The organism is Sphingomonas sp. TX0543 (genome assembly GCF_048565505.1).
Classification (GTDB): domain Bacteria; phylum Pseudomonadota; class Alphaproteobacteria; order Sphingomonadales; family Sphingomonadaceae; genus Sphingomonas.
Window position 1 is genome coordinate 290,310 of sequence record NZ_JBLZUS010000003.1, and the last position, 12,820, is coordinate 303,129.

A 12,820-nucleotide genomic window follows, 5' to 3' on the forward strand; every position below is an offset into this window, starting at 1 on the left:
GGTCCTTTCGAAAGCTGCGGTCAGGATGCAGGCGCTGGGCTGACGGGCTCGATGCGGATGTCGATGGCGCTGCGGCCGATGACGGCCGCGAACTGCCGCCCCTCCGGCACGAACCACTGCGCCCTGTAGGAAATGATCGCGCGCAGCCGTTCGACCAGCGCCGCATCGTCGCCGAGCAGCAGGCGGGTCGCCATTTCCCGTGCATCGAGCAGGAAGCGGTCGTTCTGCGTGTCCCAGCTGTCGGCCTCGCGATCGTCGCTCGCGCAGAAGCAGGACGCCTCGAGCAGGTCGACGAGTTCGTCGGGGGAGAGCGCGTCGCGCGAGGCGAGCAGGACATTCGCCTCCTCGAAGCCCCAGTGATGCGCGTCGTCATATTCGACGACAACGGGGGCGGAGACGATGAGCGTCTCGGGCCGCGCGCCGCCGATCTCGATCACGAGATCGAGCCGGTCGACCATCCCGCTCTCCAGGCCCGTCAATATCTCGCTGTCGAAGACATGGGCGGCGCCCTCGCGCTCGATCTCGAACCTCAGCGCTGTGATCCGGGGGAGAGCGTCGTACCAGCCATACCCCGCCATCGCATCGTCGGGATCGGCGAGGGCGCCCTCCAGGCGTCCGTCGCGGGCGAGCGCGAAGGCGGCGCATTGCTCGAGCGGTGCGCCGAAATGCTCCATCAGGACGAGCTCGCCGGCGGGTATCAGGCCGGGACCATCGCTTACGCTGTTGAGATCGGCCTTGGCCGGGGTCCATCCTCGCAGGAGCGGCGTCGCCTCGGGCAGATCGACGCCGAGCTGCCGGGCCTCGGTCCACTGGACGAAGGACAAGCGATGGCTGCCGAGCGAGGCGATATGGCTGTAGATAGCCTTCCGGACGGTATCGCGAAGCGCATCGAGAGCATCGTTCTCGACCATTTCGCCTCGGGCTGGGAGCACCAACTGCAGGGCGGGTGCGTCGACGATGTCGACCCGCGCCCACCAGCTCCGGTCCTTTTCGTCGACCGAAGGCAAGGTGCAGGGAACGGTGAGGCCGTGGAAGTTGATGCGCGGTTGATGATGGGCGGCGCGCGGCGCGTTGAAGAGGCCGATCCGGACCCCGTCGGTCTCGACGATGACGGCTGCGTCGGCGAGCCAGTCCGATTGCACCAGCGGTGAGCCTTTGAATCGGATCGGCGTCGGGCAATAGCGGGCCGCGCTGATGGCCGCAGCTTCCAGCGTCTTCGCCCATTCGTCGTCGAGCAGCAGCCGGATTTCGGTGCCGAACGGATGATCGCAGGCGGTGACAGCGATCGGGGCTCCCGATTCCCAGTCGCCGGGCGCGATGGCGATCCGCCAGGCGTCGCCGGAGGGTCGCGGGCGGGACCGGATTTCGACACGACGGCCTGCGAGACTGAACACGCCCATGCCGGCGGGGTCTTCGCGGACGGCGACGTCGTCGTCCCATCCGGAGCGCCCGAGCGCGAGCGTCACCGCAGGATCGGCGATGCCGGCGCCGTCGTCTGCGATTACGAGCCATTGCCCGTCGTCGGCCTCGGCGACATTGAGGTCGATGGTCGTCGCGCCGGCCCTGCGTGCATTCTGGATGAGTTCGGTCAGTATGGAACCGAGCGTATTGTTGAACAGGCGCGTCACCTTGGTGATCGCGGCCGGATCGACCTGGCTGTGGATGGCGGTGGGAAGGGGCATCGGGGTCTCCTGGGCAAGAGCGAACAGGCTCACCTCCCCCGCCCTCCTCCTCTTTCGCTGGGGCTCGCGCTCGCGCGGCCAGCGTCGGCGCAAAGGAGTGAAACGTCCGCGAAACCCATGCTACGCGCAGCGGCGCTCCTTCTCGGCCGGCGTTTCGATGTTGACGAAACGCTTGCCGCCCCTGCGGCGTTTGCGGATGCGACCATCGACGAAGGCCTGGGCCCACCGGCTGGCTTCGTCCACGCGGGCGGCCACGGCGCATTCGTCAGCCTGTTTGAACAACGCATAGGCGAGCGCATATTGGGCGCGCTCGGGCAGGCCGAGCAGCGTCGCGGTGACGGGCAAGGCTCCCTCGTAGAATTCGAGGATATGACGGCCGCCGCCATGATGCATGAGGATCGCCAGGAGTCCGGCGCTCCCGGGACCTGTCGGGCGTGCGATCTGGATATCGTGCGAGCCGTAGGTCACCGCAACATGGGAAGCTCCCGGCTGACCGCGTTGGAAGACGCGGTCCTCGCGATCCGGCAGCGGATGCGCGAGGACCTCGTAGCCGTCGAAGTTATCGACGCGGCAGATGCGGTTATGGCCGATGACGGTCATGGCAGTTTCTCCTGCTGGGCGCGCGGTGCCGATGAGGCGAGCGCGGTGTTGATGGCTGTGGCTCAGCGATCGCGCGGCAGCGGGATCGGCACGGTCTGGCCGCTCGCGATATTGAGGAAGGCCCCGGCGTGTCCGATGGAGCCGCGTCCGAGCAGATCGAACAGCAGCGCCAGCGCATGGCTCGCGAGGACGCGATTGACGAACAGCGATTGCCGCTCGAGCGCCTCTGCCACCGAGCAGGACGGAGCGTCGTCGTCGGCCTGGGCTTCATCGGCGAGTTCGGGAAAAGCTTCGAGGACGGTCGGAAGGCGGGACTGGTGCGGGGCCGCGTCCCTGTCCGGACAGCCGATCAGATATTGTCCGTCGCGCGCGCGGTTGCCGAGATCCATCCAATAGGCGGGCGAGGACTTTCCCTCGGCGATGGCAGCGCCGAGCGCGCGGCGCGCCGAGGCCGTGTCGACGCAGCTGATCAGGATATCGATGCCGTCGAGCCCGATCGCTTTGGGGGCGCTGCCGTGGACCGCCTTCCAGGCAAGGCCATGCGCGAGGTTGATCCGCTCGGTCAGCGTGCGGGCCTTCGAATGGCCGATGTCGCAGCGGTAAAAGGGCTGCCGGCCGAGATTGGCCTCGGTTACGATGTCGTCGTCGACCACGGTGACATGGAGCGAGCGCGAGGAGATGGCACGCAGCGCCGTATCGAGCGAGGCGAGGCCCATCAGCATCTGCGCGCCGTTCCCGCCGCAACCGACCAGCAGGATCCTGATCGCACGGTTGTCGAGGCCGGCGGGAAGATAATGACGTTCCTGGGTGTCAGGCTGCATCGCACTCTCCTGAAAATGGGCTGCGCGGCAAAGGCAGGAACATGCCGCCGGCGCACAGGCGGGAGGCCATTACGGGACCATCGGAAGCGTCGAGCCGGCCGAAGACGAGCGATATCTTGGTTGCATGGGCGTCGTCGGCATCGTCGGTGGCGCTGAAGAAAGCCGAACTGTGGCCGTGGCTGTGGATGTCGCAGACGAGGTGCCAGTCTGGCGGTAGCGCCGGGGTGCGATAGACGAGCCGCGTCGGCGTGGCCTCGTCGATCACGGGCAGGTTCACCGCGAATTCCCCGGTCGCCTCGTTCCACAGCAGGAACGCCGCAGCCTCGTTGGGAAGCGCGGCACGAAAATGGTCGAGGATCCCGGCGAGATGGACGGCTGGAATGAGGCCGCAACGCAGATCGGCCCTTGGTGCGCCCATGCCGCCATAGGGCAGATAGGCAGTGATCGGCCCGCTGATCGGCACGTCGAGCGCGAGCCAGGGCCGGCGCAGGATGAGCATCACGCCGTCGTTCCCCACGGCAAGCCCGTGGCCGGAACGCGCGCCGCGCAGCGCGTCGAGGGCGGGCGAGCGGCCGTGGGGCGGGACGGGATAGCAGGGCACGGCGGCGAGCACCGCGGCGGCGGTCGGATCGTCGGTGAGCATGGTCATGCCCTGGCGCTCGCCGCGATCAGCCGACCGAGAGTGATCGCGCTCGCCGGTCGCCGGGTCTGCCGCCGGCCCGACGAGCCGAAGGGTTTCAGACGGCTGGCCGGAAAGCGGATTGCACTGCGCGCAGCCAGATCGTCCCAGAGCCTCACGAGCCCGCCCTTGCCGCTGACGGTCAGCTCCTGCCCCGGATTGGGATGCGTCGACCAGCTGTCGAACACGGCCCGCTCGAATTCCGGGATGGCGGCAATACCGAGGGTCTTCGGCCTCGGGACGTTGCCCCAGCAAAGCCTGCCATCGATGAAGACATTGAGGATGGGCGAGTGCAGGACCCGGGTGTCGGCGGCCGGGCGCTCGCTTGCCGCAAGGGCATAGACGCCGAGGCCGGAGCGGGTCGCGATGAACAGATGCGCCGGATAGGGGACCATCACGGTCGTTCGCGCGGACAAGGCGCGGAGCCCTTCCGGCGGAGAGGACAGCGCGAAATAGGCGGCGCGCACCTGTGCCGGCACCCACCAGGCGAGCATGTCGGGATGAGCGACGAGGATATTGTCGGGCAGGAGCTCCGGCACGACATTGCGGCCGAGCGCCTCGGTCCATTGGCGAAGATGCGCGCGCGACAGGGGCGTGCCGGCTGCTATCATCGGCTGGCCCTCGCGGTCGTGATCGACCGCATGGATGCTGGCGAACGCCGGCGCGTCTTCGTGCGAGGCGCCGTAGGGCTTGAGATTGCGGGGCGCCTGGTTGCGGTAGAGGAGGATGGCGTTGGTCAGGACAAGACCGCCGCCGCTGGCTTCGAAATGGGTGCTGTGGTCGGACATCGTGGCCTCACGGATTGGCGGGGTCGAACTGGAGGATGTTCTGGGCGGCGATCAGGAAGTCGGCCCCGAGGCGGAGCGAGGCGAACCAGTCGTCGATGCGGCCCGCGTCGGGGATCGGACAGATGCCGGCGAGGTCCATGAAGCCCATCTCCATGCCGTGGCGTGCGACATCGTCCAGCTCGCGCGCAAACTGCTCGAAGGGGACGAGGGTGAGCGGGGGCAATGAGGCGCACTCCTCGATGCCCGGGAGATATTCGCAGGCGACCTGGAAATCGAAGTGCCAGGCGTCGAGATCGGTCGGGATGGCAGCGAGCGCCTTGTGCGCGTCCCGGAGCGCCGCGAGCCGGCGCCGCAGCTCGGCAGGGAGCCGACGCGCAGGTGCCGCATTGGCCGCGATCATCCAGTCGGGCCGACGTGCGTTCATCTCGGATGGCAGCACCTGCTCGTCGAGCTCGTCCGGTTCGGCGCCGTGATAGTCGATCAGGCTCTGACGGGCGGCTTCGTCGTCGGTTTCGCCGTCCCAATAATACATCGCGATTTCATCGAAGAGATCGCCATAGCCAAAGACCGGCAGCGCCTGGTTCAGGCATTGCTCGAGCACGCGATAGGCTGCGGCGCGCCAGCCGCTCGGCGCATCGCCGGTCTCGATCCAGCCGAGGTCGAGCTGTCCCATGCTCTCGCAGACGATAGCGATCGCCGGGGGGCCGTCTTCCTCGCTGTGAAGCACCGCGACCCTGAAATCCGCGAGGTCGACGGGAGCCAGGATCTCGAGGACGGCGGCATCGAAAACGCGCTCGATGTGCTGGCGGGCCTCGACACGGCTGCAGATGCCGGACGCGTCCTGCCGCGCGACCGCCCAGCGGCCGATCAGCTTGTGATGCGCCGCGAGCGGAGCGTCGAAGATCGCTGGGATATCCGGGGAGAGCGCGATGCCGCGCCCTGCGAGGTCAGCCGAGGGGCGGAAGGCGGAGGCCGCTGGGCGGCTGGAGCGGTTCGCAAGGATCGCCCCTTGCCTCGTGCGGGTCGAGGACGATCCGTGCATGGAGGGCCTGGGCCTGCGGGCTGCAGGCGGGATGGGTAAAGCCGGTAGGGTCGCCATCGTCGAACTCGATCCATTGGAGGAGGGTTTTCCGGGGCGTCGGCGCGATCGCCGAACCGCGTGCGAGCGCCATGATCAGCCCTTGGTGCCGACGGCGCGCCGGTATTCCATCACGTGGGCGTTCCCCGACACGCCGGCATCGACGATCTCGGCGTTGAGGATCGGGGGATAGAGGGTGGCGTGATAGGCGCGCAGGGCGCCCGGTTCTCCGGCGAGATGCGGCGGCACCGGAAGGTCGATGCCATCATATCGATAGGTTCGGGTGAGGTGATTGATCTGCATTGGGGGTCTCCCGGCTGATGGGTGTTGAGGGGTTCGAAGGGCCTGTCTCACCAGAGGCTGGCAGGCTCCTCGGCCTTGGCGTCGGCCGGCGGACTGGTGGGCGCGGCAACCTTCGCAGCCGTGGAGGCGGGCTTGGGCGTGGGCGTTGCTGCTTTGGCCTTGGCGGCTTCGGCCGCGGCGGTGCGAGCGGCATCAGCGGCCTCGCGCTGTTCGGCGAGCTGGTCGGCGAGCGTCTTGCGCGCCGCGATGAGCTGGCCGAGCGCGCCATCTTCGCCCTTGGCGAGTTCGGCATCGATCTCCGCGGCGCTGGCGGTAAGCGAGATCGGTCGGGTTTCGCCGGCTTCGAGCTTGTGCGCGGCGCCCTCATGCCTGCGGGGGATCACGGTCAGGGTGACGGTGTCGTCGGGACCGGCGACGAGGTCGAAGCCGAGCGAGTAGCGCGCGAGCAGCGGGAGCAGATTCGAGATCAGCATGGGGGCAAATCCTTGTCTATGTGAGCGTTGGGGGGATCAGGCGGCGAGCTGCGTGACCGGGGCGTCGGCCGGCGGCGCGGCCTTCACGGGCGGCGGGCCATATTGGCCGTCGAGCGTCATCGAACTGGGCAGGCGGCCGGCCCAGTCGAACCCGGGCCGGTTGAGCATGCCGGCGATGAGATCCGCCTTTTTGGCGCCGAGCAGCTTGGCGAAGCCCTTTTCGCCCATATGCGCGACCAGGCCGGATTCTTGGGCGATGAACTTGAGCTCGTCCTTGGTGTAGCGCTCGAGGAAGGCCTTATCGACCTGCCAGACATCGCGCAGATCGACGTCGAAAGCGCGGGCGAGGTCGGCGACATGGCCGAAGGTCAGCACGTCCTTGGCATAGGCCGCGCCAACGGCGGAAAGGACGTTCGCCGCCTGCGGCTCCGACAATGCGCAGATCGCCGCGATCTTGTCGGCATAGGCGAGACCCGGGAAGGAAGCGCCGACGAGCAGGCCGGCGCGGGCCTTCAGCGTCTCGGCCTTGATCTGGGGGAGCGTGCCCGACATCGCCGCGACGAGGATGGCGCTATGGGCATGGACGGCGTTGGCCGCGAGCGCCCGGGCCAGCGCGGTGCGCCAGGTCGCTTCGCGCAGGTCGCTGGTGCGGCCGGCGATCGATTTGACGGTGACGGTGGGCTTTTGCGCGATCGAGCCGCCGCCCGGGGACGGGACCGGCGTGACCGGCGCGGGAGTCCGGGGTTCGCTGCGGCCGGGGGTCTCGGCGCGATCCCCCGGCGATACCTCGGTCCCGGCTTCGTCGAGATCGTCGACCTGTTCGCCATCATCCGCCTCGTCGCCGTCATCGTCGGCATCGTCATCGGCGGGCGGAGCCGCGGCCCGTGCCGCTTTTTCGGCGCGTTCCTGTTCCTCGAAGCGGATCGCCTCGGCGGTCTGGGTCTTGAGCTCGAAGCATCCGGGATTGGTGCAGTGACCGTCGTCGATATGGGTCTCGAAGAGGGTTCGCTGCGCGCCCGAGTTGAACGGGCAGGTCGTGCATTCGGTCTTGTCGAAGCACGCGGTGGCGAGATTTTGCGTGACCCGCATGAGCAGCTCGCGCGTCTTGCCGACGTCGAGCCCCGAAGCGAGGATCGTCTCCAGGGCCTTGTCCTGCTTGTCCGCAGGGACGGCCGCCAGCAGCTCGGCATGCCCGACCTTGATCCGGCGTTCGTCGAGCGCGAGCTTTACGGTTTCGGACAGCTCCGCGAGCGCCAGACGGCGATCGAGCTTGGTCCGTGACCAGCCGAGCCGCCGGGCGGCCTCGGCGCGATCGTTCTGGCATGCGGCGAGGTAGCGGACGGCGGCGTCGGCCTGTTCGGTTTCCGAAGGATCGTCGCGGTCGTCATTTTCAGCGATCGCGGCGTCGAGCGCTTCCTGGTCGGTCATCTCGCGGATGATGACGGGCACTTCGCCATCGGGTCCGTAGGCTTCGAGGCCGGCCCGGTAGCGGCGCTCGCCGGCGACGATCGCGTAGACCTCGCCCTTCGGACGCAGCAGGATAGGCTGCAGGATGCCGCGCAAGCGGATCGACGCCACAAGCTCAGCATGCTTCTTGCGGTCGAAATAGCGGCGCGGATTGTCCCCCTTCGTGATGAGGGAGAGTGGCAGCGTGGCGCGGATGGGGTCTGCTATGGTCATGGCTGATCTCCTCGTGGAATGGGGAAGGCGAAGATCCGTCGGGGCCCGCGCGCCTTCGGTTCGGCGAGCCTGATGCTCTCTTCCCTCTCCCCTCTCGCTGCCCGGAGGGCTGGGGAGCCGCTGCGTTCGTTTGCGAAGGGGCAGAGTGCGGGGGACGCCGGGCGGCGTTCAGTAGTCCTCGGCGAGCATGACCGTGAGCACGCGCCGCGTGATCGACGCGTCGGCCGGGTCCTCGGACCCGAACTCGAGGGCCATGTCGTAATAGATCCTATGCAGGCCGGATCGGCTATGCCGTTGTTCCGTCAAACCTCACGGAGAACGCTACATGGAGAACTCGTCGTCAGATTACTGCCCCAAGACTTCTGTCATTGTCAGCGTTGAGCTCAGCAAGCGCAACTGGCTTGTTGCTTCGCTCTCGCCAGGAGCGGCGAAGCCTTCGCTACGGACAATTCCTGCCGGGAACAGCGCGGAACTGATCAGTCACCTTCGCAATCTTGAGTGCAAGGCCGCTGATCGTATCGGTGAACCTGCCGCCATTCGCCTGTGCTTCGAGATTGGATATGATGGCTTCTGGCTCGCAAGGCTACTGCGGTCGAACGACATCGATACATATGTGCTGGATCCCGCCAGCTTCCTCGTGTCGCGGCGAGGCAGGCGCGCAAAAACCGACCGCATCGACGCCGAAGCCATGATCGGGATCCTCAAAGCCTATCTCGCTGGCGACAAAAGCGTGTGCCGGGTCGTGGACGTGCCCTCCCCCGAAGAAGAGGACGCACGCAGAGTAATGCGGGAGCGCGGCGATCTCGTGCACGAGCGCACCCGAATTATCTCTCGGATCAGGGGGCTACTTGCATTACAGGGCATACGAACTGTCAAGGCCATCAAGGGTGGTGACTGGTCAAAACAGCTCGACGACACGCGCACCGGCGATGGGCGGCCTTTGCCACCAAACCTTCGTCGACAAATTGAGCGCTGTTTCGAACGGCTCGCGTTGCTCAACGATCAGATCAAGGACATCGAGCGGAACCGCGCTGAAGTTGTGCTCCATGAGGAGTCTACCTTCCCATGCCGAGAGAAAGCGGTTCGCCTTGAGCAGCTGAAGGGCATTGGTCCGAACAGCGCGGCAATGTTGGTTGCAGAGGTTTTTTGCCGAAAGTTCGAAAGCCGACGACACGTCGCGGCCTTCCTTGGGTTAGCTCCGGCGCCCTTCGCCAGCGGCGACGTGTCGCGTGATCAGGGCATCAGCAAAGCCGGTAACCGAAGCACACGTGTGCAGATGGTGGAACTTGCCTGGTGTTGGTTGAAATATCAGCCAAGTAGCGAACTGACCGTTTGGTATCGCAACCGGTTCAAAGGCAACGGCGCTCGCGCGGCAAAGGTGGGGATCGTTGCGCTCGCCCGAAAATTGTTAATCGCGCTTTGGCGCTTTGTGGAGACCGGTCTGGTCCCTCAAGGTGCCGAGCTCCGCGCCGCCTGATGCTTATGTTGCAACAGGCTCGATAAGGCGACGCGGATTGGTGTGATGTGTGACCGGGAAAGTTGATGGCGCCTGAAAACGCCCAGTAGTAGTTTGGTCCGCATCCGCCTTTGCTCGATCCGGGGATGTGAATACGGATTATGGTGCGCGGGCACGGCCGCGACCGGATACAAGTCTATGCACGGATAGTGCATCAGCTGACCTCGGAACGAATGAAGCCAATCCTTGAGCATTGCGTGTGGGGGCTCCCAACCCGTCAACAGAAGGAACCGTTCAATGCGATCTTGACAAGGCCCGGATCATACAAATCGATCTTGAAGAGGATCCGCTGGTCCTGCAGGTCGAAGGCGCCGAAGTCGCGCTCGGGTCCGTCGCCGGGCTTGAAGGCATAGCGGCGGACCGCTGCGAGCAGTTCGGCCTGAGCGAGCACCTCGGCGATTCCCTCGCCTTCGCCGGAAAGCCGGGCGAGGCAATTGCGGGTGACCATGATGCGGGCACTGGGATCGAGACCTTGCCGGCAGCGGTCGTTGAGCCGGGCGATGCGTTCGGTGGTGGGGATTGTCATGCTGCCTCCAGCAAGCCGGCGTTGAAGGTTTCGAGCCACTCCGCCATCGCCGGCCGTTCGGGGAGCGGAATATGGGCGGCGACGTCCTGGAACCGGATGAGGTCAGCGGGCGCGTCGCGGATGATCGCGTCGATGTCGGCTGCGGAGAGCAGTTCTTCGGCGCGGATGAAGTCGGTCATCCGGCCCGGGCGCGTCGAGGTCGATCGCCGCCAGAGCCCCTCGACGGTGCGCAGCCGCGGCGCCGCGCGCGCTTCGACAAGCACGATGAGACGCAGGCACCAGACGGGCAGCGCCCGGACCTCGTCCGGTTTCATGGCTCCGCATATGAAGCAGCTCGATTTTGGCGGGACGGGAAGTCCGGCGGCTTCGATCCGGGCGATGCAGCGAGCGCGGTCCCATCCCCATTCGCGCAAGGGGTAGCGGCATTCGAAGAGATCGTGCTCGATCGCGGAAGCATGGGCATGGCGCCGCGTATCGGCGGGCGATGCATCGTAGCCGATCAGGCGGATTACCTTCTGGCCACGTGCCCAGGCCGCCTTGGCGGGCTCCCATTGCTTGAGAAAGGCGTCCTGGGGCGCCACCTTCCATTTGAGAGAACGAATGGCGCCCGAGCGAGATGCTCGGCAGCGTCGCGTTGGTGAGGACGTTGGCCAGCAGGTCGTAATAGGGCGGCCAGTGCTTGAAGCGGCGCGGCGTGTAGCGCACCGTTTCGTAAGGGATGCCGCGGGCGGCCATCCAGGCGGCGATCATCCGCTGATAGGCGTAGGTTTCTGGCTTCTCGACGCCCGGGTCGCCGGTGAGGACGAGGTCGGGCGGGGTGCCGCAGCTCTCCAGCTCGACGAGCAGCGCGGTGCTGTCGACGCCGATGCCATAGGCGAGCACGACCGGCGCTGGTTCGGCGACGCGTATATAGTCGATGTCGCGGGGTTGGGCAGCGGGCATGGCGGTGCTCCGTTCTCGCGCAGTCCATCTGCGCGCCGAACGCCCTCCCCCTCTCCTCCCAGTCACTTGTCGCCAATGTCGCGGCGTCAGTCGGCGTCCTGCAGGCTGGACTCACGATCGTAGAGATGGAGGTGGACCCCAAACGAGGCCGCCTCGGAGGTGGTCAGATCGTGATGGTCGTCGCTGGTATCGGCGCTGGCCATTTCTATCATCGGATGAACCGACACGATCTCACCGGTCGGCAGGCGAAAGAGGTTCGGCAGTCCTTCGACCGGCTGGGTTCCGCCGGGCACCTCGAAACTTCCGTGGATTTCGAAATCGACATGCATCACAATGCTCCTGCTTATGCGATGGATAGCCGCCGGGCCGCGTGGCGAGATGGCGGCAAGGATGAGCGCGGAGAGGTCTCCCTGAAGGGCACGAAACCGGGCGATCGCTCGGGGCGGAACCGTAACTCTACGTAGCGCTACCGTGTGGTTCGCGGTGTACGAAACGATGCCGGAATCGATGGATCACCGGCATCCCGGACCTCGAACCTCGGAGCGCGCAGACCATGGAGACCAAGCTGATGAGTGACATAGCCGATCAGGTGACCGAGCTTGTGGCGGATCAGCTCGGTGCCGATCGCGAGAAGGTCGTTCCCGATGCCCATTTCATCGACGATCTGGGCGCCGACAGCCTCGACGTCGTCGAGCTGGTCATGCGGATCGAGGAAGAGTTCGGGGTCTCGATACCAGACGGTGACGCGGAGACGATTCAGACCGTCGGCGAGGCGATCGCCTATCTCGAGAAAGCCAAGGCCTGAGACCAGGGTGCCGCGCTAGAATCACGCCGCCGGGAGGATCTTAGGATAGGGCAGCCTCGGCAGCGTCAGGCCACGTCGGCGCGCGTCGCGGGTGAGCTCGAAGCAGTAGGTGTAGAGGCCCGCGTGCCGGTGTCGGGTCAGCAGCTGTTCGGTCTGCAGGCGCCGGAGCCACGCGGCAGGATCCTCGCGGAGGCCTGGACCGGGAAGGCCGAGCCGGACCAGCTGGTCGATCGCGCCGTCCATGCCGCGCTCGCGCAGCCTGATCTTCGAGAGCGTGCGATCGGATATGGTGCGAGTGCCGACACGAAGCACGATGCGCGGCCGCGTGGTACCCCGGTGCGCCGGACAAGGCGGCATAGACGCGGCCGATATGGCCTGCTTCGGGGTCGCTATAGGACACGACGGCCTCGATCCCGGGCCGGGCCTGGCGCAGCAGCCGGAAGGCGCGCGCGCAAAAGAAGCTCTCGCCATTTTGCGGGACACTGTCGAGCAGGATCAGCCGGGCGAGCACGGTGCCACTGGTGGGGTCGGTGAACCCGGTGTGGCGAGCGATGACGGCAGCGGTCGCGGGCACGGCGAAGACGGCGACGCCTTCGAGCCGCGCGCAGCGCCCGAAGAGGCCGACGGCGACCTGCGCTGCGGGATAAGTGGGAAGATAGTGATGCTCGGCGATAAAGGCGCGCGCCAGGCCGTGATCGATGATGTCGGCGCAATAGGCTCGGGGATTGATGAGGCGGAAATCGGTGGCCCAGAGGGCGCGCCGTTCCCGCCAGCGCTGGCTGCGCGAGGTGTCCATGCAGGCCTCGGAGATGAGGGGGTGTCGGGGGTGCTTCGCCCCCCGACTTGTCATCCCGACCCATTCCCCTCTTCTTTCCTGTGATCGCGCAATTATTTCGGGCTGGGAGATGTTGCCGGTGTCGCCGCCAC

General features: G+C 66.5%; 15 protein-coding genes and 2 pseudogenes. 3 read left to right on the top strand and 14 right to left on the bottom strand.

Going from position 1 to position 12,820, the window contains the following annotated elements:
- Window positions 1–20 precede the first annotated feature (20 nt).
- The 10 genes and pseudogenes from ACM61V_RS19230 to ACM61V_RS19275 all read right to left on the bottom strand — a co-directional run.
- Window positions 21–1,682, bottom strand: coding sequence for an ATP-binding protein (locus ACM61V_RS19230; RefSeq protein WP_419714524.1), 1,662 nt, complete (start codon window positions 1,680–1,682; stop codon window positions 21–23).
- A 120-nt stretch (window positions 1,683–1,802) separates the two neighbouring features.
- Window positions 1,803–2,282, bottom strand: coding sequence for a hypothetical protein (locus ACM61V_RS19235; RefSeq protein WP_419714525.1), 480 nt, complete (start codon window positions 2,280–2,282; stop codon window positions 1,803–1,805).
- 62 nt (window positions 2,283–2,344) lie between these two features.
- Window positions 2,345–3,103, bottom strand: coding sequence for a PRTRC system ThiF family protein (locus tag ACM61V_RS19240; RefSeq protein WP_419714526.1), 759 nt, complete (start codon window positions 3,101–3,103; stop codon window positions 2,345–2,347).
- Window positions 3,093–3,752, bottom strand: coding sequence for a PRTRC system protein A (locus ACM61V_RS19245; RefSeq protein WP_419714527.1), 660 nt, complete (start codon window positions 3,750–3,752; stop codon window positions 3,093–3,095). Before ACM61V_RS19245 ends, ACM61V_RS19240 begins: the two co-directional genes overlap by 11 nt.
- Window positions 3,749–4,570 carry a PRTRC system protein B gene (locus tag ACM61V_RS19250; RefSeq protein WP_419714528.1) on the bottom strand — a complete coding sequence of 274 codons (822 nt, stop codon included), beginning with the start codon at window positions 4,568–4,570 and terminating at the stop codon, window positions 3,749–3,751. Before ACM61V_RS19250 ends, ACM61V_RS19245 begins: the two co-directional genes overlap by 4 nt.
- Before the next feature lie 7 nt (window positions 4,571–4,577).
- Complete coding sequence (locus ACM61V_RS19255) at window positions 4,578–5,612, bottom strand: hypothetical protein (protein ID WP_419714529.1); 1,035 nt, start codon at window positions 5,610–5,612, stop codon at window positions 4,578–4,580.
- A gap of 132 nt (window positions 5,613–5,744) precedes the next feature.
- Entirely contained in the window at window positions 5,745–5,951 is a 207-nt protein-coding gene (locus tag ACM61V_RS19260) for a PRTRC system protein C (RefSeq protein ID WP_107396143.1), read from the bottom strand.
- A gap of 47 nt (window positions 5,952–5,998) precedes the next feature.
- Window positions 5,999–6,424 carry a PRTRC system protein E gene (locus tag ACM61V_RS19265; protein WP_419714530.1) on the bottom strand — a complete coding sequence of 142 codons (426 nt, stop codon included), beginning with the start codon at window positions 6,422–6,424 and terminating at the stop codon, window positions 5,999–6,001.
- 36 nt (window positions 6,425–6,460) lie between these two features.
- A complete protein-coding gene (locus ACM61V_RS19270) occupies window positions 6,461–8,104 on the bottom strand; it encodes a PRTRC system ParB family protein (RefSeq protein WP_419714531.1) in 1,644 nt (547 codons plus the stop codon).
- A 168-nt stretch (window positions 8,105–8,272) separates the two neighbouring features.
- Window positions 8,273–8,368, bottom strand: a pseudogene (locus ACM61V_RS19275) (DUF3768 domain-containing protein); the annotation flags it as partial.
- 61 nt (window positions 8,369–8,429) lie between these two features.
- Between ACM61V_RS19275 and ACM61V_RS19280 the strand changes: the two are divergent.
- Complete coding sequence (locus tag ACM61V_RS19280) at window positions 8,430–9,581, top strand: IS110 family transposase (protein WP_022684655.1); 1,152 nt, start codon at window positions 8,430–8,432, stop codon at window positions 9,579–9,581.
- A 256-nt stretch (window positions 9,582–9,837) separates the two neighbouring features.
- Here the strand turns inward: ACM61V_RS19280 and ACM61V_RS19285 are convergent, their stop codons facing one another.
- The 3 genes and pseudogenes from ACM61V_RS19285 to ACM61V_RS19295 all read right to left on the bottom strand — a co-directional run bounded on the left by ACM61V_RS19285 (window position 9,838) and on the right by ACM61V_RS19295 (window position 11,417).
- Window positions 9,838–10,146, bottom strand: a complete 309-nt coding sequence (locus ACM61V_RS19285) for a DUF3768 domain-containing protein (RefSeq protein WP_419714532.1) — start codon at window positions 10,144–10,146, stop codon at window positions 9,838–9,840.
- A pseudogene (locus tag ACM61V_RS19290) lies at window positions 10,143–11,088 on the bottom strand (hypothetical protein). Before ACM61V_RS19290 ends, ACM61V_RS19285 begins: the two are co-directional and overlap by 4 nt.
- A gap of 86 nt (window positions 11,089–11,174) precedes the next feature.
- On the bottom strand, window positions 11,175–11,417 hold the full coding sequence (locus ACM61V_RS19295) for a hypothetical protein (protein ID WP_419714533.1): 243 nt from the start codon (window positions 11,415–11,417) through the stop codon (window positions 11,175–11,177).
- Between the two features lie 239 nt (window positions 11,418–11,656).
- On the opposite strand from ACM61V_RS19295, the gene ACM61V_RS19300 reads away from it, so the two are divergent.
- A complete protein-coding gene (locus tag ACM61V_RS19300) occupies window positions 11,657–11,893 on the top strand; it encodes an acyl carrier protein (RefSeq protein ID WP_419714534.1) in 237 nt (78 codons plus the stop codon).
- A 21-nt stretch (window positions 11,894–11,914) separates the two neighbouring features.
- On the opposite strand, the gene ACM61V_RS19305 is transcribed toward ACM61V_RS19300, so the two are convergent.
- The gene (locus tag ACM61V_RS19305; RefSeq protein WP_419714535.1) at window positions 11,915–12,205 is read right to left on the bottom strand and encodes a hypothetical protein; all 291 of its coding nucleotides are present in this window, start codon (window positions 12,203–12,205) and stop codon (window positions 11,915–11,917) included.
- 58 nt (window positions 12,206–12,263) lie between these two features.
- Between ACM61V_RS19305 and ACM61V_RS19310 the strand changes: the two genes are divergently transcribed.
- A complete protein-coding gene (locus ACM61V_RS19310; RefSeq protein WP_419714536.1) occupies window positions 12,264–12,773 on the top strand; it encodes a hypothetical protein in 510 nt (169 codons plus the stop codon).
- Window positions 12,774–12,820 lie beyond the last annotated feature (47 nt).